Source organism: Vibrio sp. NH-7, from assembly GCF_053643215.1.
Map to the genome: position 1 here is coordinate 150336 of NZ_CM132187.1, position 26840 is coordinate 177175.

The following is a 26840-nucleotide window of genomic DNA, read 5'->3' on the forward strand; positions in this document are numbered from 1 at the left end:
GCGACTCTATATAAGTTACAATGGTCGATATGTCATCCTAACAGCATGCACGTAAGAGTTTCGTCTGCAAATATAGTCGATCTGGTGTGAGATGGTTTTAGGTAACAATGTAGCGTAATTCAAGGTGTATAAATGAAAATTCTGGTTACTGGTGGTGCTGGCTTTATAGGTTCTGCAGTTATTAGGCATATTATCAATGAAACGCAGGATAGCGTCGTAAACCTAGATAAATTAACGTACGCCGGTAACCTAGAGTCACTTCACGAAGTCGAGTCAAGTGCACGTTACCAGTTTGAATGCGTGGACATCTGTGATCGAAGTAGATTAGAACGTGTTTTTGATGAACACCAACCTGATATCGTGATGCACTTAGCTGCTGAGTCTCATGTTGATCGCTCAATTGATGGTCCTGCCGCGTTTATAGAAACCAATATTATTGGTACATATACATTGTTAGAAACAGCGCGCCGCTATTGGCAGTCATTGCCCTTAGAAAAAAAGCGTGGGTTTCGTTTTCATCATATTTCTACAGATGAAGTGTATGGCGATTTGGTTGATGCAGAGTCCTTATTCACTGAGCTCACTCCGTACGCTCCTTCATCCCCGTATTCTGCTTCGAAAGCATCAAGTGATCACCTTGTTAGAGCTTGGTTGAGAACATTTGGATTCCCAACATTGGTTACTAATTGCTCCAACAACTACGGCCCATATCATTTTCCTGAAAAACTCATACCGCTAATGATCTTAAACGCCTTGGAAGGGAAAGCGCTGCCTGTTTACGGTGATGGTAAGCAAATCCGAGATTGGTTATATGTGGAAGATCATGCTCGTGCTCTTTATATGGTTGCAACGAAAGGTGAGGTTGGTGAAACCTATAATATCGGTGGCCATAATGAACTCACTAACCTTGAAGTTGTGCATAAAATATGTGAGTTAATGGAAGAACTGTGCCCAGATAAGCCAAAAGGGGTAGGTGCCTACTCTGAACTGATTGCGTTTGTTGAGGATAGACCTGGACATGATATTCGTTACGCTATCGATGCATCTAAAATTGAACGTGAGTTGGGATGGAAGCCTGAGGAAACATTTGAGTCCGGTATTCGAAAAACCGTACGCTGGTATTTGAGCAATAGAGTCTGGTGGGAGCGCGTTCAAGATGGTTCATACAACCGAGAACGGTTAGGCCGCTAGCCAGTTAGTACAAAAAGTTTGTTTTACAAAACGTTAAAAATTAAGAAAAAGTTTGGTTAGGCAAAGTATGATGAAAGGTATTATTTTAGCTGGTGGCTCTGGTACCCGCCTTTACCCAATAACCATGGGGGTGTCTAAACAGCTATTACCCATTTATGATAAACCAATGATCTACTACCCGTTATCAGTACTTATGCTCGCGGGTATTAAAGATGTTTTGATTATCACGACTCCTGAGGACCGTAATAGTTTTGAACGCTTGTTAGGTGACGGTAGCCAATTTGGAATCCATTTAGAATATGCTGAGCAACCTTCTCCTGACGGACTAGCGCAAGCTTTTATCATTGGTGAAGAGTTTATAGGTAAAGATAGTGTATGTTTAGTGCTGGGTGACAACATATTCTGGGGGCAGGGTTTTTCTCCTAAATTAACGAAGGCAGCCAAAAATAAAACTGGTGCAACGGTATTTGGTTATGAAGTTGGGGATCCCGAACGTTTTGGTGTCGTTGAGTTTGACGAAGACTTTAGTGTGTTATCGATTGAAGAGAAACCCGAAGTCCCACGCTCTAATTTTGCTGTAACAGGGCTTTATTTTTACGATAACTCTGTTATCGAAATTGCTAAAAATGTGAAGCCGTCAGAGAGAGGGGAGTTGGAGATAACGGCTATCAACCAAGAATACTTAGAGCGGGGCGAGTTGACTGTAGAGTTATTAGGCCGAGGTTTCGCTTGGCTGGATACAGGCACTCATGAAAGCTTACTAGAGGCTGCAAGTTTCGTTCATACCATTGAAAAACGTCAAGGCTACAAGATTGCATGTTTAGAGGAGATTGCGCTTAACCAAGGCTGGATCTCTAGAGAAGATATTGACCATACCGCAAAACGATTGTCTAAGAATAGTTATGGTCAGTACCTGAATTCAGTGTTATCGCGAGATAAAATCAGTTGAGTACGTTACATGTAATGGAGCTAGAAAAGTTCACTCCACCGATAATAGATTTCTTACGTAAAGAATTTCCCACTAAAAGACAGCAGTTTTTTACTTTTGGGGATGACAAAAAATATCCCTATGTGGATGGTAGTGATTTATATTATGCTGGGAATTACAAATCTAGGATAAAAAAGATTTTTAATCTTCATTTTCCATTAATTAGCAAAGCTTACAAATGTGACAAAATTGTTTTCCATGGTTTGTTTGATTTCTACATATTATTGATTCTCTTTTTTAACCCTTGGTTGTTGAAAAAAAGTTATTGGATAATTATGGGGGGTGACCTGCATAATTGCTTGAAAGTCAGCAGCATAAAAATCAAGATTAAAAATGTCATTAGAAAATTTGTTTTTAGGAATATGAGCGGCCTTGTCACATATATCGATGGAGATGTAGATATTCTTAGGAAGTGGTGTGGCGCTAAAGGGAAGTATATTCGTTGCTTATGTTATCTAACAAATACAGTTTCAGGGGTTAATCAATCCAGAACAAAACACCTAGATTCAAATTTCAATGTTTTGTTAGGGAATTCTGCTGATCCATCGAATAACCATCTGGAGATCTTCGAAAAGATAGATAATATTAATAATAGTGTTAATAAAATAGTTGTTCCTTTAACTTATGGTGATAGTTCTTATCGAGATAAGGTTATAGAAAAAGGTATAGAATTATTTGGAAATAAGTTTTTCCCTATCATAGAACATCTTCCATTAGATGACTATAAGAGAGAGATAATTAATACGACTGATGTTGCAATCTTTGCTCATGACAGGCAGCAAGCTATGGGGAATACAATTTCATTGCTGGCAATGCAAAAGGTAGTTGTTATGAAGGCTAGTACTCCACAATATAAGCTCCTTAAGGAAATTGGAGTAAAGGTTATTGATTTTGAAACGTTAAGTAAATCTGATTTGAAGTGTTTTTCAAGCTTCGAAACTAATAGGGAATTGGTTGAGGATTTCTTTAGTTACGATAACCTAAAAAATCAGTGGGGAAATTTGCTATGAGAAAGGTGGTTTTTTTAGTTTCTGGGAATGGTGGGAACCTTAAAGCGTTTGATTTATATTTGTCTAAAGCATCGTTAACTGACAGTGTGAAATTATACTGTATTGCAGATAGAGAGTGTCGAGCTTTTCATTTTTGCAAAGAAAAAAATATAGATTCATTTTGTATTGAGTATTATAAGAATAACAATCTGCAACTTAAGGTATTGTTAGAAAAAATTAAACCTGATTTGATTGTTACAAACTGGAACAAGATAATTGATAAAGATCTTGTAGGTGAATATAGAGGGAAGCTAGTTAACCTTCACTATTCGTTGTTGCCTTTATATGGTGGTTTTATTGGGGTTAAGCCAATAGATATAGCATATGAATACGGGAACTTCATTGGAGTCACAACTCATGAAGTTGATGAAGGTGTAGATTCTGGTCCTATTCTTACGCAATCTATTTATAGAAATGAATATACATTAATGGAATCTTATGAAAAATCATTTAGATCTGGTGCTTTAATGTTGATTTCAGATTTGTTGACCAAACTCAATATTACTTATGGGCAATCTGTTAGAAATTTCGAAGATATAGAATTTTTCCCAAGTTTAAATCTTGATATATCGATAGTTAACGATGATTATTGGAAGGTTATAAAATGAAAGTTGCAATTCTTCAATCTAACTACATTCCGTGGAAAGGTGTCTTCGATATGATAAATCAGGTCGATACTTTTGTTTTTTTTGAAGATGTTGATTATACGAGCAGGGATTGGAGGACTAGAAATAAAATTAGAGGGACAAACTCAGATACATGGCTAACCGTTCCTGTTAAAAAGGCTCCAAGAGGTACAAAGATTAGTGAAATAACCATTGTTCAAGATAATTGGGCCAAAAAACATAAAAAAACGATCGTTCAATCTTATAGTAAAGCTCCTTATTTTGAAGAATATAAATACATTCTTGATGAAATATATGACAGAAAATGGTCAAACTTATCAGAATTTAATATCTATACTACAAAGCTTATTTGTAAGGTGCTTGGGATTGAATGTAAGTTTGTTAACTCTAAAGACCTCGCCTCAGAAGGAAAGAAAGACGATAAGCTATTAAGTATATGCGAAATATTAGGTGCTAGTGAATATTTATCAGGACCTGCTGCGATGGACTACATCGATCCCGAAAAGTTCTTACAAAAGAATATTAAACTGAGCTTTATGGATTATAGTAAATATAGAGAATACGATCAATTTCATGGCGGGTTTGAACACTATGTATCCGTCCTGGATCTTATATTTAACTGTGGTGATAATGCAAAGTACTATATTGAAAATAAATTATGATAAAATTTAACAATCCACCAGTTACTGGTTTCGAATCCGAGCATATAAAAAAGGCAATCGAACTTGGTTCGCTTTGTGGTGATGGGGCATATACTCACCAATGTCAGCAATGGTTTGAATCTCATACTGGCTCTCAGAAAACGCTGTTAACCCCTTCGTGTACTGCTGCTTTGGAAATGGCAGCCATACTCATAGACATTCAACCAGGTGATGAAGTGATTATGCCTAGTTATACGTTTGTGAGTACTGCAAATGCTTTCGTGCTTAGAGGAGCAAAAATTGTTTTTGTGGATATTCGTCGTGACACGATGAATATTGATGAGATGTTAATTGAAGAAGCGATAACAGACAAAACGAAAGCGATAGTACCAGTACATTATGCTGGTGTTGCTTGTGAGATGGATAGCATCATGGCTTTGGCTGAAAAGTACGGGTTATATGTAATTGAAGATGCGGCTCAGGGTGTTATGTCCTCTTATAAAGGTCGAGCATTGGGTAGCATTGGACACTTAGCTGCTTTTAGTTTTCATGAAACTAAGAACTACACCAGTGGTGGGGAAGGTGGATTGTTACTAATAAATGATGAGGCATTTGTCGAACGAGCCCAAATTATTCGAGAGAAAGGTACTAATAGAAGTCAGTTTTTCCGAGGAATGGTAGATAAATATAGTTGGGTTGACTTAGGTAGCAGCTTCTTGCCTTCGGAGCTTCAAGCTGCATATTTGTGGGGACAGCTCTTACATGCGAATGATATTAATGAGGATCGACTGAATTCATGGGGTAAGTATTATTCTGGGTTACAGGATCTGGAGAGAAACGGCCATATACAACTACCTAAGGTTTCTTCGCATTGCTTGCACAATGCACATATGTTCCATATCCGAACAAAGAGTTTGAGTGAAAGATCTCAGTTGATTGCCCATTTAAAAGAAGACAATATCCAATCTACATTTCATTACGTGCCATTACACTCTGCAAAAGCAGCAGAGAGGTTTGCCTGTTTTCATGGTGTTGATAGGTATACAACATCAGAAAGCGATAAGCTGGTTAGATTGCCTATGTGGTATGGTTTGAGCGCTTCGGAGATTGATGCTGTGGTAGCTTCGATTAAGCGTTTTTATTCAAAACTATAGTAGGTAATAGAGGTTGTGAATCTTAAAAGTAAAGCAACTCATGGTGTAAAGTGGACTTCAGCGTCTATGCTGGTCACTACGATCCTTCAGTTTTCTCAGTTGGCTATACTTGCTCGATTTCTGACACCTGAGCAATTTGGTTTAATGGCGTTGGTTACGGTTGTCATTGGTTTCTCTCAAGCTTTTGTTGATATGGGGATGAGCAATGCCATTATTCACAAACAAACCAATTGTCAGTTACATTTGTCTACTTTATTTTGGTTGACCCTATTAGCCGGTATTTGTATTACTGGCCTAGTATTTCTTAGTGCTCCATTGGTGGCAAACTTCTATGAATCACCAGAATTGAAGCCTCTGATTCAGTTGGTATCGCTGGCTTTTGTTATTAGTGCACTGGGAAATCAACACAAAGTACTTTTTCAAAAAGAATTGCAGTTCAAAGTCATCGCTATAGTTGAGCTTTGTTCGGTTTGTTGTGCATTTATAGTTGCAATAAGTATGGCAGCACTGAATTTTGGTGTATATGCCTTAGTGTTTGCAAATATCACCATGACGTTAGTATCGAGTATGTTGTTTTTTATACTTGGTGCACGATCGATATATGTGCCTAAATTTCACTTTCGTTGGTATGAAGCTCGAGGTTATGTTGGCTTTGGCGCGTATCAAATGGGCGAAAGAACTATAAATTATTTTAGTGCGAATGTTGACAAAATATTAATAGGTAAGTTTCTAGGTGTTCACTCAGTTGGTTTGTACAATGTTGCATGGCAACTAATAATTTTTCCATTAAGTAAGCTGAACCCAGTTATCAATAAGGTAGCCCTTCCGGTTTACGGGAAAATACAAAAAAATCCGCAAGCGATCGATGATTATTATAGTTTGGCAATGAAAGCAATAGGCCTTATTGTTATTCCATTCTCAATTTATCTTCTGTTTTTTTCAATGCCAGTAGTCTCAGTTGTTTTTGGTCCTCAGTGGATTGACGCTTCAATGGTTGTGTCATTGTTAGGTGTCGTCGGGCTTGTAAAGGCTATAGGTAATCCTGGGGGGGCATTAGTCGTTGCTCTAGGTAATGCAAAGCTGGGCTTTTGGTGGAATGTAATATGGGCAAGTGCAGTGTTATGTTGCCTGTATTTCGCCCTAATGCTGTCGCCTCAATTAGAGACAACCCCATACGTTTTATTGGTGCTAACGTCTCTTTTTGGTGTCGTATGGCATTGTTTAGTTTATAAGTTGACCGGTGTGAACTATCGACCAATTTTGAGTAAATTTGCTTTTATCGTCTTGTACAGTGTTGTTATATGCACACTCGCAACAGTCATCGTTATTTTTTTTGGGGTTCTAAGTCCTTTGAACAAGGTGATTATTTCAGCCTCGGTGTTTATGTTTACTTACGTTCCTTATCTACTCCTATATGAAATCCGCCCATTGTTGAGCTCCCGTAGAAGAGAGGTATAGATTACATGTTTGGTATAGCGTCTTCCCAGTTTAAGAAGAGAGATTTTCAAGCAATGGAAAGCCGTTTTCACGAGATGTACTCTTGTGGAAAAGTCAAAGTAGAGTCATTCGTTTCTTCGGAATTTGCTCATGGAACTTCTCTCGAACAACGCAGAAAGATGAGCCATTCATCATCAGATAGGACCTCAGTTTGGGTGGATGGAGAAGCGTACAATCTCGCAGAACTAAAAGACATTTTTCCTTTTATAGATGAACAATCATTTGCTTTTTCACTAGTAAAAGCAATAGAAGTTGGTTGTTTAGAATCTTTGCTTGAACGAGTTGATGGGTACTTTTGTGCCGTTTTGTATGATCATGAGCTTAAACGGGTAAAACTCATATCTGATCGATACGGTATGCGTATGCTGTATTTATGCCATGCCGGGTCAAAATTTGTTTGGTCAACGAGTATTTCTGATCTACTAGCAGTTGGTGATGTATCTAAGGAGTTAGATGTAGATAGCCTTGCCTGTTTTAAAGAGCTAGGTTACATATTAGAAGACAGAACGCTATTTAAAAGCATAAAACTCATTAGTCCCGCCACTGTTATTACTTTTGATATAGAGTCAAACACTACAAAGGTCAGTCGTTATTGGAGTTGGAGCAACATATCAAAACGTAGTATAGGGTTTGAAGATGCCGTTGAACAACTCGGAGAACTTTTTCTTTCAGCAGTTAAGCGACGTTACAGTGCTAATGAAAAGATTGGTGTTGCAGTAAGCGGTGGTTTGGATTCTAGAGCTATAGTGGCAGCCCTTTCTAGGCTTTATCCCTCCGAAATATGTGTCGGCTACACGTTTGGAATAACTGGTTGTGATGATATTAAGTTTGCCAGTCAAGTATTGGATAAAGCTCAATGGCATCATGAAACATATATTTTTACTCAAGACAATTGGCTGGAAAGTCGTTTACCATATATCGACGTAACCAGTGGGTTACTTGATATGCAGCATATGCACGGGTGTGAGTTTTTGCCGAACATCTCTCAGCGTATTGACGTCAATCTAAATGGTTATGCCGGGGATGCAATATTGGGAGGCGGCTTCCTTGGTAAAATCCCATGGGATACGAGAGCAAATCTGCAGAATGTTCGCTCGTTTTTTGGGCGCTTCTCTTATATGGTTGATGTAGACAATGAGTTCTACAATATTGACTCAGTTGAACCTGTACTTTACATGAACCGTGTTCGACGGTTTACCGCTATGGGAAGTGTTTGTGGCCTCAACTACCTAGAGCAGCGAAAGCCATTTTTCGATAATCAGTTAGTCGAGTTTGTTTTTTCACTACCGGACGCATTTAGAGCAAACAACAGAATTTATTCAGAGATGCTCAAACGTTTTTTCCCTGATTTTTTCCTTGAGATACCTTGGCAGAAAACAGGAAAAGTTGTCGGCTTATTACATCCAAAACCGCTATATATGAAAGTGTATCATCGTATCATTAGGCTTTTGTTCGGTCCGGGCTTTACCCGAAAGCAAGGGAAAGAGTTTACGGATTACCCAAATTGGCTTCGGAGTGACAGTAGTAGGGAGTTTTTCACCAAACTCGCCTCTAAAGATACTTCTGTGTTGTGGCGAGAGTTTGCGGATGAAACATTGGGTGTTCAGTTGAAAGAGCACTTAGCAGATGAGAAAGTCGATAACTCAAGTATTATTTTGAGATTAGCAACACTCGAGATTTTCTTATCAAAGGTACTAGACACTAAGTGATAGCACTGTTTTCCACCTAAATTAATGAGGTAGTTTTGATTACTGCATATAAGGTTAGTAACCGAAAGAAACATAACTGGCTGATATATGACATTATGGAAGAGTTCTTCAGCGCTCACTCCAATGAGTTCAAGGGGGTGGTTTACGATTTTGGTTGTGGGGAGTCACCACTAAAAGAGTTTGTTCTCCAAAATGCCGAGAGTTATGTCGGTGTTGATTGGGGTAATTGTAGTCATGACAGTGCACCAGAAATATTGGCGGATCTTAACAAAACCCTACCAATTGATGATGGTCTTGCAGATACCATCGTGTCTATTTCAGTGCTAGAGCACTTGTGTGAGCCTCAGACCATGCTTAATGAAGCCCATCGTGTGCTAAAGCCTGAAGGCTCGTTAGTCTTACAAGTGCCTTGGCAGTGGTGGATTCACGAAGCTCCTTACGATTTTTTCCGTTATACGCCTTATGGCTTAAAATACATGCTAGAAAAGGCAGGGTTCAAGCAGATTGAAGTAAAAGCGTCTTCCGGCTTTTTTACCACTCAAGTAATGAAATGGAACTACTTTTCTTTGCGTTTCATTAAAGGTCCTAAGGTGATAAGAAAAGTAATAGAGTTGTTCCTGAGTGTTTTTTGGTGGTTAGGACAAAAATCGGCACCTTACTTAGATAAGCTCGATAGACGCCCAGAATTAGAATGTTATGGTTATACTGTGATTGCGAGAAAGTAGCGTGAAAATCTTATATCTTATCAACGACATTACTATGCCCGGAGGGTTGTCGCGAGTAACCATGAATTTAGTTGATGAATTTGCATCACTGCATGGTGAATACCAAGTTCATGCTCTGTCAGCTGCTGCGAAATTTGATAAGGTTGAACATTCGAATATTGACTACCTCGATATGCCCGCATTGCATGGGTTAAATGCCGTAGGCAAGCTAAGCTGGTACTCATCTCTTCGTGATGAAGTAGAGATTTATGTCAATGAGCATGATTACCAAATTGTGATTGCGGTTGGTACAGCGATGACTTTGTTTGCTAGTTTTTGTCGCTTCCATAAAGCTCGCTTGTGGGGGGCTGAGCACTTAGCGCATAACCACTATGGCGTGTTGAGGAAAGTGATTAAAAGGTGGAGATACCCTAAGTTAGAACGCTTAATATGCCTGACTCATGCGGACAAGCATCGTTATTATGACAAATACCTTAAGAATGTCGCTGTTATCCCGAACTTCACCAATTTCTCTAGCGTAAATGTAGAGTACAGCAATAACCAAAAATTTCTCTTTGTTGGCCGTTACAACGAAATGAAAGGTATTGACTATTTAGTCGACATTATCAAGTTAGTACATGAACAATGCTCTGATTGGGTGTTTACTCTTTATGGCGAGGGTGAAAAAAAGAGCTGGCTGCTCGAACAAGTAGAAAAAATGAACTTGAATCATGTCGTTCACATTAATGAACCTACAGACGACATCAGTAAAGAGTACCAACAATCTGGTATATACATCCTAACCTCACGTAACGAAGGTTTTCCTATGGTTTTACTTGAAGCTCAAGCTCATGGTTTACCTATCGTGAGCTTTGACTGCGAGACCGGACCATCTGAAATTATTCAAAATGGCAAAGATGGCTATTTAGTTTCAACCTTTGATACAAAAGAGTTTGCGGATAAGCTGATAGCGCTAGCGAATGACAGCGAACAAAGAAGGAAGCTCTCTCAAAATGCTTTCAAAAATCGCCAAAGATTTAGCAAAACCGCCATTATTGAACTTTGGAAAGAACAATTTCGTACGCAACTATGAATATATTGTCTTTAGATACCGCATGCTCTCCCTTTTTCTCTCTTATTGTAGAACATCTTCCTGAGGTAAATAGTTTCACAGCCATATTTTCTAAATCTGGTTATAAGCATTATTTCAAAGGGGGCCGTTGCGAGTATATTGGAAGGATACTTAAGAAGCATAAGAATTATACGGAAAGAGATCTGGAATTAGCATCTAGGTCTAATAATCACTATTCAGCGTATGTGAGAAAGTTTGAGCATCGAGATCTGACCCAACAAGAGTTAGCTTGGTTTGCGTCGTTTGCAAACTACTTTCGACATTATCTCCGGGAGCATCAAATTGACTTTGTGATGATGCACAACGATTTAAGATGGCAGCACGCTATTGCTCGCGAGATATGCCTAGAAGAAGGTGTCCCTTTCTGCGTCAGCGAATTAGGGCTATTTCGCCCTTTTACGACGACATTGGACTTCCATGGCGTCAACGCAAACTCTAGTATTACCACTTTGGATATGGATTTTTCTCAATATGCTGACGTCGAAGAAGCAAAATTTGATGTACCCACGCGCTATCATGGTCATGAGAGCAAAACATCTAAATTAAACTTTGGCTACTTTTTGATTTTGAGTAAGTTAGGTGGGGTACTAGGAAAAAACTCTCCAATTTTACATAACGCATTTCGAATTCGACCGTACTTAAAGCGTTTTTGGCAGCAAAGTGTTAAAAGCAGAGTTCATACGGCTAGTAACGCCTTAGATACTTTGCCAGAGAAGCCATATGTCTTTTTTCCAATGCAGCTAGAAAACGATACGCAGTTCCTTATCCATAGTGATTTTAACTCGAACCAGGAATTGCTAGCTAGAGTAGAGCAGGAGTTTTATAAGTCAGATTTGGCGGCGAGCCATCAACTTGTTGTGAAACTTCATCCTAATGACTTGGGATGTTATGAAGCTCGAGACGAAACAGTTTTTACCAAAGCGAATACAACTAAACTAGTCGGTAATGCCGATTCTATTGTCTCCGTGAACTCAACGGTTTGTATGGAAGCGCTTGAAACAGATAAGCCACTGTTTGTATTAGGAAGGGCTTTTTTTGCCCGCGAAGATATTTGTCAGCCGACCTCTTTGAATGAGCTATCGAGAGTATTGTCTCATCCCAAACCCGTATCGGTGGAGTCTCGCCGCGGTTTTCTTAATTACTTGAAGTACGAATACAGCATTCACGGCGCTGGTTTCAGTTATACAGAAAGGCAGATAAATCGAGCTGCGGATCAAATTAGATCATGTATTTATAGGAGTGATTGATAAGCTAGCATCGCTAGCTTAGCAACTAGGACTATTGTGTTAAGAGGTTTTCGTAGCAGTTACTCTGGCCGTAAGCAATCGTATCTAAGCTCTTATAATCTGAAAGACTCTCATGCTTCTTGAGCTCGCCAATATCAGCCAAGCGCGTAACGATCGGCAGCCCGCATGCCGCATACTCATTTCGTTTTGTTGGAGATGCAACTCGGTTTACGACGTTATCATCTCGAATAAGTAGGCCGTAGTCAGCAGCATTTAAGAATAGTGGCACGTTTCCATAATCACTTGAAGTAACAGTAATTGCCGGGTTAATAATTCCTTGGTTACTAAGTATTTTGTTCACAGCGTCTGGCTCCGTCGTTACAACGAGTAATCTAAGCTGTGTGACTTCTTGTGACTTAGCGTTAAAAACCGTCAAAATACTATCCAGTTTTTGCCATGATGCAGTATTACCAACATAGCAATAAACTTGCTCTTTTTCTGAATAGCCTAGCTCTTTTCTTTTTTCTATTCTTTTATTATTGTCTTGAAAAAATAGTTCATCGTTGACAATCGTTGGATATATTTCTGAAGAAAAAGTGTATTTACTATACTTTTTTCGGTAGTGAGCTTCCATATTGCTACTTACGAAAAAAAACTGGTCTATGTTTTTAAATATATATGACTCTACATGATTAGCGAGTTTGGAATACAGACTAGATAAAGGAATATCTAGCGATAGAAACTCCTCTGGAACTACACCACGAATATCACTAATAATTGGCTTGTTAATACCATGTTTTCGACAGACTAATAGCGCAAACAAAGTACCAATATGGCCACGGCAGTGGATTATGTCCGCTTGCTCAAATAGCGATGCTTGTTTAAAGGTAAGCAGAGCGATCTTCTGTGAGAACATGCTAAAAAACTTTGGCAGCTTTTTAAACTTTTCTAGCTTGTATTTGGCGCCTGGTAAGCTAGGTAAAGACATCTCGCTTGCCTTACATAAAGCAAGCAACGTCACATCATATCGTTCAGCGTGTTTGTTGCAGAGCGTATGCACTTGGCTTTCGAAAACGGATAAGCTCCTAAAACTATCTGAAACGTATAGTAGTTTTTTCATTCAGTTGTCTCACCAAATTCCTTTAGTGTCTATCGAGTAGAGAGAGGGCACAGTTATAGACTTAAATTCCTTGTGATCAACAAGGAGGACATGTATATCCGCTTTATCGAGCGCTTCTTCAATGGTAACCAAGCTTACGTCTTCTAATGACAGTTGTTTAATGTTTGGTTCTACTGCAATCACTCTTCCTGTATGGCTCTGGGCAATGTTTTTAGTAATTTGTAGCGCAGGACTTTCTCGAAGGTCATCAATGTCGGGCTTAAAGGCTAATCCATAACAAGCGACAGTAATATCGCTTATGCTTTTTTCCGGGTTCGCTTGCAGAAAGTCGGCTAATGTAATTTTAACCTTATCGATCACCCATTGTGGTTTGCTGTCATTAACTTGTCGTGCTGTATGAATGAGCTGAGCTTGTTCTGGTGTTTTTGCTACTATAAACCACGGGTCTACGGCAATACAGTGTCCACCCACACCTGGGCCTGGTTGTAAAATATTAACTCGAGGATGGCGATTCGCAAGAGCTATTAGCTCCCAGACGTTGATATCAAGTTTGTCACAAATCACTGAAAGTTCATTAGCAAAGGCTATTTGAACGTCTCGGCTACTGTTTTCGGTCAGCTTAGCCATTTCCGCCGTTCTTGCATTTGTTGTAACGCATTCACCCTGCACAAATGTTTTGTACAGTTCAATACTTCTCTGAGAACATTTCTGAGTCATACCACCAATAACGCGATCATTCTCTACCAACTCGCGTACCACTTTTCCTGGCAATACTCGCTCAGGGCAATGAGCTATGTTGATATCAGCCTCTTCCCCATTTTGCTGTGGGAAGCTCAAATCGTGACGAACTTCTGCTAGCCATTCTGCCATTTGCTCTGTAGCGCCAACAGGCGAGGTCGACTCAAGGATAACCAAATCCCCTTTTTTTAGTACAGGTGCAATCGCGAGGCTTGCCGCTTTTATGTAGCTTAGGTCAGGTTCAGGAATACCGTTGTTAGATGAGTCTTTAAATGGAGTTGGAACGGCGATTAGAAAAGCATCGGCTGGTTCCGGAGTTGTTGATGCGGACAGGTATCCTTCAGTAACAGCCGCTTGTACGAGCATGTCTAGATCCGGCTCTACAATATGAATTTTACCATTGTTTATTGTATCTACCGCATCTTTGTTTACATCTATGCCGATGACTTTCTTTTTTCTTGAAGCGAACATTGCCGCTGTTGGTAAGCCAATGTAGCCTAGTCCAATAACAGAAACTCTTTCAAATGACATTGTTAACCTACTATTATTTCTTTAATTCTTGGATTATACGTTCGCAAGCATGGCCATCACCATACGGATTATGAGCTTTGCTCATTTTCTCATAGGCTTGAGGATCGGTAAGTAATTTGCTCACCTCGTCAACAATCTTTTTAGTACTTGTTCCAACCAGCTTTACAGTACCAGCAGCAACCGCTTCAGGTCTTTCCGTTGTATTTCGCATTACAAGAACAGGTTTGCCTAAAGATGGCGCCTCTTCTTGAATTCCACCAGAGTCAGTCAATATGACATCGGAGCGTTGCATTAAATAAAGGAATGGCAAATACTGTTGAGGTTCTATCAAATAAACATTGCTAACACCTGAAAGTAGCCGGTTTACTGGCTCTCTGACATTAGGGTTTAAATGAACAGGGTATACAATTTGAGATTGCGGGAATTTGGTTGCTAACTGAAGTAGTGCATGACAAATTTGCTCGAATCCATCACCGAAGCTTTCTCGTCGGTGCCCCGTAACCAGTATTAACTTACGGTTCGCACTTAAGAACGAAAACTGGGACTCAAATCTATGGCGAAGTGTTGGTTCATTTTCTATCTTCTTAATCGAAAGGTGTAATGCATCAATAACGGTATTGCCAGTAACCACTATTCTCTCTGATGAGTAACCTTCGTTTAATAAGTTATGACGGGAGTTAACCGTAGGGGCGAAATGGTAATATGTAATCGCTCCGGTAAGCTTTCGATTCGCTTCTTCCGGCCAAGGAGAATAAATATCTCCGGTCCTTAACCCTGCTTCAATGTGACCAACTTTGATTTGTTCATAATAGGCGGCCAGGCTAGTTGCAAAGGTTGTTGCAGTATCACCATGAACAAGCACCACATCTGGTTGGAACTCCTGCAATACAGGTTTTATCTGTAGAAGGATCTGAGCTGTTACGTCATTTAAAGTTTGCCCTGATTTCATCAAGTTAAGGTCATAGTCAGGCACAATATCGAAAATATCGAGCACTTGATCTAGCATTTCACGATGTTGTGCCGTTACGCAGACTCGGGATTCGATATCGCTTTCTGCCTGCAAAGCTTTGACTAGCGGCACCATTTTAATTGCTTCCGGTCTTGTGCCAAACACAGTAAGAATTTTTTTGCGGGCCATGAGTTTTTATCCCAGTTTTAGTGAGTACATACGAGTATCGGTTATCCGCTGTTGGCGTGGACCGAGAAAAGTTGATTCTAGCTTATAGTTATATAGTGAGCTATAGAGCAGTTAGTAGGACGATTATTTCGCACCAAATCCAGTCATCATTGTCTTTAATGTTTTCAACACAATATTCATGTCTAGCCAGAAAGATAAGTGTTTGATGTAATAAAGATCATGGGCCAGCTTTTCACGTGTTGAATCCGTGTCATCGGCGTATCCTTGAACGGTTTGTGCCCAACCGGTAATACCGGGTTTGACCATATGGCGGTAGCCGTAAAAAGGAATCTCTTTTTCAAACTGTTTTACGAAGCTTTCTTGCTCTGGTCGAGGTCCAATAAGTGACATTTCTCCCTTTAGTACATTGAAAAACTGAGGAAGTTCATCAATTCGAACCTTCCTGATGAACTTGCCGACTTTAGTCACACGCGCTTGTTCTTCGGTGGCAAATTTATCCTCAGCTCCGGCTTTTTTTACCGTCATACTGCGAAACTTATAGATGCGAAATGTTTTGCCACCTTGCCCCACGCGCTCTTGAATGAACATTGCCGGGCCTGGGTTTTCCAGTTTAATTAGTAAAGCAGTGATAGCCATGATAGGCAGCGTGATTGGAAAGCTCACAATGATTAAGGCTGATTCCCAAGCACGCTTTACGTTGTGGTAAACAGGGTTAGGAACCAGCGAACCAATGGCATTCTCGGATAAGTGACTTGTTTTTACCTTGCCTTCAATCATTTCTCGAATGCTTTCCGAGTGGAAAACCGGAATGTTATTGATACTGCAATCGGCAACAAACTTCTCTTGTTCTGGTGTGAGTTTGTTGTGTAAATCAACCACTAAGCCGTCTTTTATCTCAGACATTGAGAGAGGCTCACGTAAAAGTGATAGATGGATACGTGCATGTCTACTATCAAGGTTGCCAACATCAAAATTATTGATTGCACTTAAATTGAGTTTGGCATTTTCTTTGCGGTATACGGCAGAAAAGTACATCCAAAACAAATGAATACTAAATGCGTAGATAAGAATCTCACGTGAGTACTCAATCCTAAACAACAAAATAAAAGCCATAGCGGCGGCATAGATGGAAGCCAGAACCGGCAAAATGTAGTACTTCCGATCAACCAGCAAGTAGTTAGTAATCTTGGGAATAGTGACAGAGGTAGCAACGTAGGCGCAGCTGACGAGCCAAAAACTATTGATAACCGTGATGGGAAGGTTAGCCCTCAAGCCCGTGATAATATGAAGGAGTAATAGGGTACCAAACACACCGATACCGTGGCATACAATTGAATTTTTTAGCAGTTTTCTCACGTTTCATCACCTAGGACTGTCAGTGCCTGTATGCTACCACAAGTGGTATTGATACGTGTAGAGTCGACATGGTTGCAACAACACTCTTAGTGCCTTTGATTAGCAAAAAGGGTAATGTTTTTAGTGAGTAAAATAACTATTAGCCTGATGGAAAATGAGTAGTATGTCACATGGAGGCGGCGTCTTTATACTACTTAATAATTATTTATTTTACTTTCCAAGATAACTTTTATTTAAGTCGTATTTTTCGATATACTCACCGCCAATTATGGGATTCTCCCGACAGTTTGGATGTCTACCTATTTGCCTTTGGGAGCTAAACCTAAGGGCGGTAGCGTTTCAAATAACTATTTGATTTGAGTTGTCAAAGGTAATAAAACCCACCTTGATACATTTCAGGGTAACTTCATATTTAGTAATAGTCACTTATTAGTTTTGGTAACTTTATCTTTTTTGCTAGGTAATACAATGAATATATTAGACTGTACCCTTCGTGACGGTGGCTACTACAATAACTGGGATTTTGACCCAGAAGTCGTAACCCAGTACCTAAACAGCGTAGCAAGCGCGAACATCGACTACGTTGAACTAGGTTTGCGTAACTTCGCTAAATCAGGCTTTCTAGGCGCATTCGCCTACACGACGGAAGATTTCATCAATACCCTAACTCTGCCTGAAGGGCCAACGTATGGCGTGATGGTTGATGCCAAGACTATCCTTGAATCTGGCATGCCAATTGAAGAAGCAATTGATGCGCTATTCGTGCCAGCAGCTCACAGTAAAGTTGACTTAGTCCGTGTTGCTGCACACTTCAATGAGGTGGAGTTTTCAGCACCTATCGTTGCTCACCTAAAAAAACTGGGCTACATCGTAGGCTTCAACCTTATGCAAGCGGGCGGTAAGCCTGATGACGTAATTGCAGATAAAGCCCGTCAAGCAGTCAGCTGGGAAGGTCTCGATGTCCTTTATTTTGCGGATTCACTAGGTAACATGGATGGTCAAGAAGTCCAACGTATCGTAACAGCGCTTCGTACTCATTGGACGGGCCCTATGGGTATCCACACTCACAACAACATGGGTAAAGGCTTAGATAACACACTTTCAGCAATGGAAGCCGGTGTTTCTTGGCTAGATACAACCGTGACGGGCATGGGACGCGGTGCAGGTAATACTCAAACGGAAAGTCTGTTAGCTTACCTAGATAAAGGTGACTCTAAATACCAACCAAAGCCAATCTATGAATTGGTGATTCGCCACTTTGAGGCGATGCAAAAAGAATATGGTTGGGGCAGCAACTTGTTGTACTTCTTGGGCGCTCAAAATGATGTGCATCCGACTTACATTCAGAATTTGTTGTCCAGTACCCACTATGGCACTGACGAAATCATTGGTGCGATTGACTACCTTAGTAAACTAGAAGGCACAACATCGTACAACGGTGCGGTACTTGATACGGCGCTGAGCTTCTCTGACAGTAAGGCTGAAGTGACTGGAAGCCAAGACGCACAAGGCCTCTTTGATGGCAAAGATGTTCTCATTATTGCGAATGCGCCAAATACAGAGAAGTACGCATCAGCGATTGAGATGTACATTAAGAACACTCAACCGGTTGTAATCTCAATCAATACAACAGCGCATATTGCCCCTGAGTTAGTGGATTACTACGCTATTTCTCACAACTCAAAGTTCTTGTCAGAGTCAAAGCTATACAAAGGGTTAGATAAACCAATTATCCTTCCAAAGTGCCGCTTTACGACTTCCGAGTTGTCAGAGCTTGAAGGTGTGAACTTAATTGATTACGGACTTGAAGTGGTAAAAGAGACGTTTGCAACTCAAGGCACTTACACGACGACCCCTTACGACATTACAACGGCCTACGTTCTTGGTGCTTTACTGGAATCAAACGTGAATGCGATTTCAGTGGTTGGTTTTGATGGCTATGCTCAAGATGATGTTCGTCAACAAGAGATGGTCGACATATTGAATCTTTACCATGCTCATGAGAAAAGCCTAGAAATTACCTCTTTGACTCCAACTAGCTACCCGATTGCTAAAGGCTCTGTTTATGCCCCTGTTAAGTGAATATGAGGTATACATTTTTGATTGTGATGGCGTCATTTTAGATTCCAACCAATTGAAAATCGAAGCTATGAAAAATGCGCTGGAGGCGCATTTTTCAGCTCAAGACCTTATTGCGGAGTGTGTTGATTACTTCCGCCATAACTTTGGAAAGTCTCGTTTTCACCACGTTGCTCACTTTCTAGATAGCATCCTAACGATTGAAGAAGAAAAAAGAAGTGAGCTAGAGCAACGGATTTTGGCAGACTTCTCCAAACAGTGCCGTACTTTATACTTAACGGCGCAGATAACACCCGGCTTTATGTCGTTTCTTGAGCAGTGCCAAGGTAAACGATACGTCGCAAGTGGCTCGGAGCAAAGTGAACTCAGAGACGTTTTTGTCCAGAGAGACCTTGATACTCACTTTGATGGCGTGTTTGGCTCACCAACGCCAAAAGCAGAGCTTATCCGCAATATTCTTAAGCAAGAAAACAACACAAATGCCGTCATGTTTGGAGATGCTGAATCCGACATGTTATCAGCCCAACAGAACCACATCGACTTTGTGTTTTACGCGCCTTATTCCAATGTAAAAGAAAAGATGATTGAGCAATGTCACTTGCAACAACACTTGATTATCGATGACTTTTCAACTGTGAGATTCTAATCATGAGTAATGAGAAAACCTTTGCTGTTGTTATTCCAGCACGTTACGAATCAAGCCGATTCCCAGGTAAACCATTAGTCGATATTTGTGGTAAACCAATGATACAGCACGTCTGGGAGCGTTGCTGCTTAGCTGCGGGACAAGAAAAAGTATACGTGGCAACCGATGATGCTCGTATCCAAAGTGCCGTTGAAGCTTTTGGTGGTCAGGTTGTGATGACAAGCTCGGAATGCTTAACGGGCACCGACAGACTGGCAGAAGCCAACTTACAGCTTAACTGTGATTTCATCGTAAATGTCCAAGGTGACGAGCCACTCATTAATCCAGATGATATCAATACGGTAATTAAGGCTTTCTTGAAGAGTGGCAATGTGACCAATGCTATGTGTGCTATTACTTCAGAGCAAGAGTTTCGCTCTTTTACTGTGCCAAAAGTTACTTTTAGTAAATCTGGTAAGTTACTTTACATGAGCCGAGCAGGCATTCCTCAGACGAAAACGGGTGAATATCAATTTGGTTACAAGCAAGTGTGTATCTACGCTTTCTCAAAAGAGCAGCTGGCCTTCTTCTACAGCAGCAAAGCGAAGACTCGCCATGAGCAAGTAGAAGACATTGAGATACTGCGCTTTTTGGAATCGGATTATGTTGTAGATATGGTTGAAGTTGAATCTGGTTCATTAGCTGTTGATATTCCGGAAGATGTCAATGCAGTGGTAGAAAAATTAACTAATATTGGTATTAATTATAATGACTGATTTACTCTTTCTAATTGGAAGAAAAGACAAACTCTTTTCTCAAGATATTTATCAACATGAAGCAGAGCTATCACGCATTGTTTCTGCGTCAAGTTTCCTTGTTCTGGGCGGCGCTGGCTCAATCGGACAAGCCGTAACTAAAGAGATTTTTAAACGTAACCCTAAGAAGCTACATGTTGTCGATATTAGTGAAAACAATATGGTAGAGCTTGTCCGAGATATCCGTAGCTCATTTGGTTATATTGATGGTGACTTCCAAACATTTGCTTTGGACATTGGTTCTCTAGAGTACGACGCATTCATTAAAGCCGATGGTAAGTTCGATTATGTATTGAACCTATCTGCGCTTAAGCATGTTAGAAGTGAAAAAGATCCTTATACACTGATGCGCATGATCGATGTGAATGTTTTTAATACCGACAAAACGATCCAGCAGTCTATTGATGCTGGCGCGAAAAAGTACTTCTGTGTTTCAACAGATAAAGCTGCAAACCCAGTTAATATGATGGGAGCATCCAAACGTATTATGGAAATGTTCCTGATGCGTAAAAGCGAGCAAATGGCAATCTCAACTGCTCGATTTGCAAATGTGGCATTCTCTGATGGCTCGCTACTTCACGGATTTAACCAACGTATTCAAAAGCGCCAACCTATCGTGGCCCCAAACGACATCAAGCGTTACTTTGTTACCCCTCAAGAGTCGGGAGAACTATGTTTAATGTCTTGTATCTTTGGCGAAAACCGTGACATTTTCTTCCCGAAACTGAGTGAAGCTCTACATCTTATTTCGTTTGCAGATATTGCGGTGAAATACCTAGAGCAACTTGGTTTTGAACCTCACCTATGTGAAACAGAAGAAGAAGCTCGCCAACTTGCACATACACTTCCAGAGCAGGGCAAGTGGCCATGTTTGTTTACTGCAAGTGATACAACGGGTGAAAAAGACTTCGAAGAGTTTTTTACAGATAAAGAAGAACTGGATATGTCTCGATTCGAAAATCTGGGCATCATCAAAAATGAACCTCTTTATGAGCAAGAGCTTCTTACTTTGTTTGAAAACAGCATCTATGAGATGAAAGGTGAGCGAGCTTGGACCAAAGAGCAGATTGTGAAACTGTTCTTTACCATGATCCCTGATTTTGGGCACAAAGAAACAGGTAAATACCTCGATAGCAAGATGTAAGTGGAGTATTCAATGAAAGCGACATCTATTGTTGAATTTGTGAGAGATACTTACAAAACAGACGAATTTATTCCCTTACATGCACCGACTTTCGATGGCAACGAAAAAGCGTACGTAATGGAAACGATTGAAAGTACATTTGTTTCTAGCGTCGGTAAGTTTGTTGATGATTTTGAGAGAAAAATTGAAACTTACACTGGTACGGCTAAAGCTGTAGCGACAGTGAATGGTACAGCAGCATTGCATGCCGCATTGTACATGGCTGATGTTCAAAGAGGCGACTTGGTCGTCACGCAAGCTTTGACTTTTGTTGCAACCTGCAATGCTCTTTATCACATGGGGGCTGAGCCTATTTTTCTAGATGTATCTCCAGTGAGTTTAGGGTTGTGCCCTAAGGCTGTGGATGCATTTTTAGAAGAGAATGCCGAAGTCACCGACGCGGGGTGTATCCATAAAAAAACAGGTAGAAGAATCAAAGCCGTTGTACCAATGCACACGTTTGGTCACCCTGTAGAGCTTGATGAACTGGTTGCTGTTTGTTTGAAATGGAACATCACGTTGGTTGAAGATGCCGCAGAAAGTCTAGGCTCGTTTTATAAGGGCAAACACACCGGTACTATTGGTGATTTTGGTGCTGTCAGCTTCAATGGCAATAAGATCATCACCACAGGCGGTGGTGGCATGGTGTTATGTAAGACTCAAGAATTAGGTGTGCGAACTAAGCATGTTACTACGACAGCAAAAGTTCCTCATCCGTATGAGTTCTTCCATGATGAACCTGGTTTCAACTATCGTATGCCAAACCTGAATGCAGCTCTAGGGTGTGCTCAGATGGAAGTTATCGAGCTGTACCTTAAACAAAAGAGAGTGCTTGCTGAAAGTTACAATGACTTTTTTAAAGGTTCAGACATAAAGTTTGTCACTGAACCTGAGTATGCGCAGTCAAACTATTGGCTAAATGCAATCATTTGTCCGGACAAAGAAAGTCGCGAAGAAGTACTTACAGGCACAAATAGTTCAGGTGTGATGACTCGACCCATTTGGCAGCTAATGCACAGGCTACCTATGTTTGAGAATGCAATACGTGGTGACCTCACTTACTCTGAGTTTATTGAGGCACACCTAATCAATCTCCCCAGTACACCTATCGAGATTAAGTAATATGAAGAAAGTTGCAGTATTTACAGGCACGCGTGCTGAGTATGGTCTTCTTTACTGGCTAATAAAAGATATACAAGAAGACCCAAGATTAAAGTTACAGCTGCTGGTTTCTGGGATGCACTTGTCGCCAGAGTTTGGGGAAACTTATAAACAGATAGAAGAAGATGGTTTTGAAATTGACGAGAAAATAGAGATTCTTCTTTCTTCAAACTCTGCTGTGGGGACAGCAAAAAGTATAGGGCTAGGGGTTCTTGGTTTTACAGATGCGCTTGCTCGTTTAGAACCTGACGCTCTAATCATACTAGGCGACCGTTTCGAAGCGTTGGCAGCAGCTCAAACTGCAATGATCTTGAAGGTTCCTGTTATTCACCTTCATGGTGGCGAGATTACTGAAGGTGCGTATGATGATGCGATTCGTCATGCAATTACGAAGCTTAGTTATCTTCACGGTACATCTACTGAAGAGTATAGAAACAGAGTCATTCAATTGGGGGAATGTCCTGAGCGAGTTAAAAATATAGGTGCTATCGGGTTAGATCATCTTGTGAGAGGTTCTTTTATGAACGTCGACGAATTAGGTGACTCCCTAGAGTTTAAACTAGTACAACCCTATTTTGTTGTCACTTATCACCCAGTAACGCTAGGTGACGAAGATCCTGAACAGAGTTTTCAAGCATTACTTGATGCGTTAGATGAGTACCCTGATCACCAAGTAATATTGACATACCCCAACGCTGATGATGGTGGTCGTCGTATAATTCCTATGCTTGAATCTTACGCTGCTTCACAATCAAATAGAGTGTTAGCAATACCATCATTAGGACAGGTTCGTTACCTTAGTGCCATAAAAAATGCCGCTGTTGTTGTCGGCAATTCGTCGAGTGGCATCATAGAAGTACCATCTTTTGATGTGCCAACAGTAAATATCGGCGTGAGGCAGAAAGGTCGGTTGGCGGCTAAAAGTGTTATAGACGCAAAACCTAATTTAGCGAGCATCTCCTCAGCACTTAAAAAAGCTGTTGCGAGGCAATATAAATTAGACAATGAAATTATAGTAAATCCTTATGGTCAGGGTTGCGCTAGCAAGCAAGTTATAAAAATGATTAAAGAGATGAACTTTAATCCTTGTAAAAAATTTTTCGATACAAAGTAGGTCTTATGACGGTAATAATTGCTGAGGCTGGAGTTAATCACAATGGTAGCCGTGAACTCGCCTTTAAATTGATCGATGCAGCTAAAGATGCTGGTGCTGACATTGTTAAGTTTCAAACATTTAAAGCCAAGAACTTAGCTTCAAAACTGGCACACCAAGCAGAATATCAAGTAGAAAATACTAAGAAAGAGGAATCGCAACTTGCTATGCTGACGAGGTTAGAGTTGCCTTACGAATTGCACCATGAGTTGATAGATTACTGTAATGAAATTGGTATTGAGTTTCTCTCTACTGCGTTTGATTCAGAGAGCTTAGATTTCTTAGTCAACGATTTAGGGCTAAAAACACTGAAGTTACCTTCTGGAGAGATTACCAATGCACCTTTAATATTGGATCACGCGAGAACTGGGTGTGACATAATTTTATCGACGGGTATGGCCACATTAGCGGAGGTAGAAGATGCATTAGGTGTAATCGCGTTTGGTCTTACTAGAGATAAAGGCATTAAGCCGTCTATTGCTGCATTCAAAGAGGCTTACGCTTCAAGAGAAGGGCAAAGTGCTCTGCAAGATAAAGTTACCATCCTCCATTGCACAACAGAGTACCCAGCACCTATGGATGAAATCAACTTGCGAGCTATGGATACTCTAGGGGCATCTTTTGGTCTGCGTTCTGGTTATTCAGATCATAGCGAAGGGATCGTAATTCCTATTGCAGCTGTAGCGAGAGGAGCTGTTCTTATTGAGAAGCACTTTACTTTGGATAAAACGATGGAAGGTCCAGACCATAAAGCATCGCTGGAACCAGATGAGCTCAAATCGATGGTTGATGCAATTCGAAATGTTGAGCTCGCTTTAGGTACGGGCGTAAAGGCTCCTACCGCATCTGAAATTAAGAATAAGTCAGTGGCTAGAAAAAGTCTTGTAGCGCATAGTAATATCGCTGCGGGAGATTGTTTCACAACAGAAAACCTGACTGTAAAGCGACCAGGGACAGGCATTAGTCCTTTTCAGTATTGGGATATTCTCGGAAGCGCTGCTCAGAAAACATACCAACAGGACGAAGAAATATAATGAAGATTGGTTATTTTGCTGATGGCCCATGGTCTCATAGAGCTATTGAATTGATAGCCGAGACTGATGGCTTAGAAATCGTTTTTATTGTACCTAGATATGATACACAAGATCCAATCTTAAGAGAATGGGCTGATAAACTAGATGTTCCTTATATTCCCGTAGAAAATGTAAACACGGATGATTTTCTTTCAACTATGGATGAATATAGACCAGATCTTTTAGTGTCAATGTCGTTTAATCAAATCTTGAGGAAAAACATTATCGAGTATGCTCCTCTAGGTTTTATCAATTGTCATGCTGGCGCTTTACCATTCTATCGAGGACGGAATCCAATTAACTGGGCCTTGATCAACGGTGAGCCTTCGTTTGGTATTACTGTCCACTATGTAGATGAAGGTATCGATACTGGTGATATCGTTGAGCAGAGACTATATCCTATTGCGCAAAAGGATAACTACGGAACGCTGCTGAAAAAAGCAATTAGCGAATGTGCGAATGTTTTGTACTCTGCGATATTAAAGATCTCAAAAGATGAGGTTGATCGAGTCATTCAAAACGATATTCACCCAGTAGGGACATACTTTGGTATCAGAACTTTTGGCGATGAGCTCATTGACTTTAGTTGGAGTGCTGAGCGTATATATAATTTTGTTAGGGCAATCAGTTATCCTGGCCCTCGCGCGAGATTCTTTTTTAATAACGAAGAGTATGCAATTGAGTCTGCAGAGTTAATCCCAGATGCACCAAATTATATTGCGACTGTAGGTGAAGTAGTCGGCAGAAGTGAAAGAGGGGCAGTAGTTAAAGTAGGTGATAGCACGATACTTCTCTCTTTGATTGGAAAAGTGAAAGATGGTGTAACAGAAGAACTAGATGTTCCCAAATTTAGAATTGGCTCACGGTTAAATAGTAGGGGTTTACAATGAGTCATTGTTGGCAAAAAACGCTGATATCAGAATCAAGTACAATCAAACAGGCATTAGAGATCATCAATAGCGAAGCGTTGCGTGTAGCCGTAGTTGTTGATCAAGATAGTAAGCTTTTGGGCATTGTTACTGATGGTGATATTCGACGTGGCTTGTTAAGTGATCTGGTGTTGGCTGACTCTGTTGCTAAGGTTATGAGCACCAATCCAATAACCGCACTTGAAGGCTCTTCTCGAGAAGAGCTGATTGAGTTGATGGAAAAACTCGATATTTTGTCGGTTCCGCTGCTTGATGCAAGCGGCAAGGTTATCGGGCTTGAGACTCTTCATGGAGCACTGCATCAACCGAAACATCAGAACCCAGTATTTATTATGGCTGGAGGGTTTGGCACACGCCTTAAACCGCTTACCGATACGTGCCCTAAACCTATGCTACATATCGGCAATAAGCCAATCCTAGAAACCGTCATTCGAAGTTTTATTAAAGCAGGTTTTGTTAACTTCTACATTTCTACTCACTATATGCCAGAGCAAATTCAAGCGCATTTTGGTGATGGAAGTGAAATGGGCGTTAACGTTACCTATGTTCATGAAGAGCAGCCTTTAGGTACTGGCGGTGCGTTAGGGTTACTACCTAAGGACTTACCAAAAGATCTGCCATTGATCATGATGAATGGCGATGTTCTGACTAAGGTCGACTTCCAGCGTCTTCTTGATTTTCACGTTGATAATGGCGCTGACGCGACAATGTGCGTGAGAGAATATGACTATCAGATCCCATATGGCGTGATTAATGGAGAAGGCAACAAAATCACCAATATGGTAGAGAAGCCGGTTCAGCGCTTTTTTGTCAACGCGGGTATTTATGTTGTGTCACCTGAAGTCATTGCTTCGGTCCCTAAAAATCATCGAGTGGATATGCCGACGCTGCTTGAAGAGCACATGAATGAGCGTGATAACGTTTTGATGTTCCCAATTCATGAGTATTGGTTGGATATCGGTCGTATGGACGACTTTAATCGCGCGCAAGCAGATATTCATACACTAGGGCTGGACTAAGTT

General features: G+C 40.6%; 24 protein-coding genes. 20 read left to right on the forward strand and 4 right to left on the reverse strand.

Features of this window, described 5'->3' with window-relative positions; genetic code table 11:
* Positions 1-132 precede the first annotated feature (132 nt).
* The 11 genes from rfbB to ACUALS_RS00830 all read left to right on the forward strand — a co-directional run bounded on the left by rfbB (position 133) and on the right by ACUALS_RS00830 (position 11938).
* Entirely contained in the window at positions 133-1191 is a 1059-nt protein-coding gene (rfbB, locus tag ACUALS_RS00780) for a dTDP-glucose 4,6-dehydratase (protein ID WP_005471042.1), read from the forward strand.
* Positions 1192-1261: 70 nt separating this feature from the next.
* Positions 1262-2140, forward strand: a complete 879-nt coding sequence (gene rfbA / locus ACUALS_RS00785) for a glucose-1-phosphate thymidylyltransferase RfbA (protein WP_454449209.1) — start codon at positions 1262-1264, stop codon at positions 2138-2140.
* A gap of 14 nt (positions 2141-2154) precedes the next feature.
* Positions 2155-3189 (forward strand): TDP-N-acetylfucosamine:lipid II N-acetylfucosaminyltransferase, encoded by a 1035-nt coding sequence (locus ACUALS_RS00790; protein ID WP_454448646.1) that lies wholly within the window; start codon positions 2155-2157, stop codon positions 3187-3189.
* Positions 3186-3836, forward strand: a complete 651-nt coding sequence (locus ACUALS_RS00795) for a formyltransferase family protein (protein ID WP_454448647.1) — start codon at positions 3186-3188, stop codon at positions 3834-3836. The genes ACUALS_RS00790 and ACUALS_RS00795 overlap by 4 nt, the downstream gene beginning before the upstream one ends.
* The gene (locus ACUALS_RS00800; RefSeq protein WP_005471150.1) at positions 3833-4516 is read left to right on the forward strand and encodes a WbqC family protein; all 684 of its coding nucleotides are present in this window, start codon (positions 3833-3835) and stop codon (positions 4514-4516) included. The genes ACUALS_RS00795 and ACUALS_RS00800 overlap by 4 nt, the downstream gene beginning before the upstream one ends.
* Positions 4513-5649, forward strand: a complete 1137-nt coding sequence (gene rffA / locus ACUALS_RS00805) for a dTDP-4-amino-4,6-dideoxygalactose transaminase (RefSeq protein WP_005470937.1) — start codon at positions 4513-4515, stop codon at positions 5647-5649. Before ACUALS_RS00800 ends, rffA begins: the two co-directional genes overlap by 4 nt.
* Before the next feature lie 15 nt (positions 5650-5664).
* Complete coding sequence (locus ACUALS_RS00810; protein ID WP_232280807.1) at positions 5665-7107, forward strand: MOP flippase family protein; 1443 nt, start codon at positions 5665-5667, stop codon at positions 7105-7107.
* A 5-nt stretch (positions 7108-7112) separates the two neighbouring features.
* Positions 7113-8855, forward strand: a complete 1743-nt coding sequence (locus ACUALS_RS00815) for an asparagine synthase-related protein (RefSeq protein ID WP_454448648.1) — start codon at positions 7113-7115, stop codon at positions 8853-8855.
* 35 nt (positions 8856-8890) lie between these two features.
* Positions 8891-9580, forward strand: coding sequence for a class I SAM-dependent methyltransferase (locus ACUALS_RS00820; protein ID WP_043886771.1), 690 nt, complete (start codon positions 8891-8893; stop codon positions 9578-9580).
* Position 9581: 1 nt separating this feature from the next.
* A complete protein-coding gene (locus ACUALS_RS00825) occupies positions 9582-10652 on the forward strand; it encodes a glycosyltransferase family 4 protein (protein WP_454448649.1) in 1071 nt (356 codons plus the stop codon).
* The gene (locus tag ACUALS_RS00830; RefSeq protein WP_454448650.1) at positions 10649-11938 is read left to right on the forward strand and encodes a capsular polysaccharide export protein, LipB/KpsS family; all 1290 of its coding nucleotides are present in this window, start codon (positions 10649-10651) and stop codon (positions 11936-11938) included. Before ACUALS_RS00825 ends, ACUALS_RS00830 begins: the two co-directional genes overlap by 4 nt.
* Positions 11939-11969: 31 nt before the next feature.
* Here ACUALS_RS00830 and ACUALS_RS00835 read toward each other — a convergent pair whose 3' ends face one another.
* The 4 genes from ACUALS_RS00835 to ACUALS_RS00850 form a co-directional block, all read right to left on the reverse strand.
* Positions 11970-13037, reverse strand: a complete 1068-nt coding sequence (locus tag ACUALS_RS00835) for a glycosyltransferase (RefSeq protein WP_454448651.1) — start codon at positions 13035-13037, stop codon at positions 11970-11972.
* Between the two features lie 9 nt (positions 13038-13046).
* Positions 13047-14306, reverse strand: coding sequence for a UDP-N-acetyl-D-mannosamine dehydrogenase (gene wecC / locus ACUALS_RS00840; protein ID WP_454448652.1), 1260 nt, complete (start codon positions 14304-14306; stop codon positions 13047-13049).
* A gap of 13 nt (positions 14307-14319) precedes the next feature.
* Positions 14320-15444, reverse strand: coding sequence for a non-hydrolyzing UDP-N-acetylglucosamine 2-epimerase (gene wecB, locus ACUALS_RS00845; protein WP_454448653.1), 1125 nt, complete (start codon positions 15442-15444; stop codon positions 14320-14322).
* 123 nt (positions 15445-15567) lie between these two features.
* Positions 15568-16800, reverse strand: a complete 1233-nt coding sequence (locus ACUALS_RS00850; protein WP_454448654.1) for an exopolysaccharide biosynthesis polyprenyl glycosylphosphotransferase — start codon at positions 16798-16800, stop codon at positions 15568-15570.
* Positions 16801-17268: 468 nt separating this feature from the next.
* On the opposite strand from ACUALS_RS00850, the gene ACUALS_RS00855 reads away from it, so the two are divergent.
* Genes ACUALS_RS00855 through ACUALS_RS00895 form a run of 9 tightly spaced genes read left to right on the forward strand, consistent with a single transcriptional unit; the run spans position 17269 to position 26837 of the window.
* Positions 17269-18882: an aldolase catalytic domain-containing protein gene (locus ACUALS_RS00855; protein ID WP_454448655.1), complete on the forward strand. Its 1614-nt coding sequence runs from the start codon at positions 17269-17271 to the stop codon at positions 18880-18882.
* Positions 18866-19525, forward strand: coding sequence for an HAD family hydrolase (locus ACUALS_RS00860; RefSeq protein WP_454448656.1), 660 nt, complete (start codon positions 18866-18868; stop codon positions 19523-19525). Before ACUALS_RS00855 ends, ACUALS_RS00860 begins: the two co-directional genes overlap by 17 nt.
* 2 nt (positions 19526-19527) lie before the next feature.
* Positions 19528-20280, forward strand: a complete 753-nt coding sequence (locus ACUALS_RS00865; RefSeq protein WP_454448657.1) for a 3-deoxy-manno-octulosonate cytidylyltransferase — start codon at positions 19528-19530, stop codon at positions 20278-20280.
* A complete protein-coding gene (locus ACUALS_RS00870) occupies positions 20273-21463 on the forward strand; it encodes a UDP-N-acetylglucosamine 4,6-dehydratase (protein ID WP_454448658.1) in 1191 nt (396 codons plus the stop codon). The genes ACUALS_RS00865 and ACUALS_RS00870 overlap by 8 nt, the downstream gene beginning before the upstream one ends.
* A gap of 12 nt (positions 21464-21475) precedes the next feature.
* Positions 21476-22624: a LegC family aminotransferase gene (locus ACUALS_RS00875; RefSeq protein ID WP_454448659.1), complete on the forward strand. Its 1149-nt coding sequence runs from the start codon at positions 21476-21478 to the stop codon at positions 22622-22624.
* Position 22625: 1 nt separating this feature from the next.
* The gene (gene neuC, locus ACUALS_RS00880) at positions 22626-23777 is read left to right on the forward strand and encodes a UDP-N-acetylglucosamine 2-epimerase (protein WP_454448660.1); all 1152 of its coding nucleotides are present in this window, start codon (positions 22626-22628) and stop codon (positions 23775-23777) included.
* 5 nt (positions 23778-23782) lie between these two features.
* The gene (gene neuB, locus ACUALS_RS00885; RefSeq protein ID WP_454448661.1) at positions 23783-24850 is read left to right on the forward strand and encodes an N-acetylneuraminate synthase; all 1068 of its coding nucleotides are present in this window, start codon (positions 23783-23785) and stop codon (positions 24848-24850) included.
* Positions 24850-25779, forward strand: a complete 930-nt coding sequence (locus tag ACUALS_RS00890) for a methionyl-tRNA formyltransferase (protein ID WP_454448662.1) — start codon at positions 24850-24852, stop codon at positions 25777-25779. Before neuB ends, ACUALS_RS00890 begins: the two co-directional genes overlap by 1 nt.
* Positions 25776-26837: a nucleotidyltransferase family protein gene (locus tag ACUALS_RS00895; protein ID WP_454448663.1), complete on the forward strand. Its 1062-nt coding sequence runs from the start codon at positions 25776-25778 to the stop codon at positions 26835-26837. Before ACUALS_RS00890 ends, ACUALS_RS00895 begins: the two co-directional genes overlap by 4 nt.
* Positions 26838-26840 lie beyond the last annotated feature (3 nt).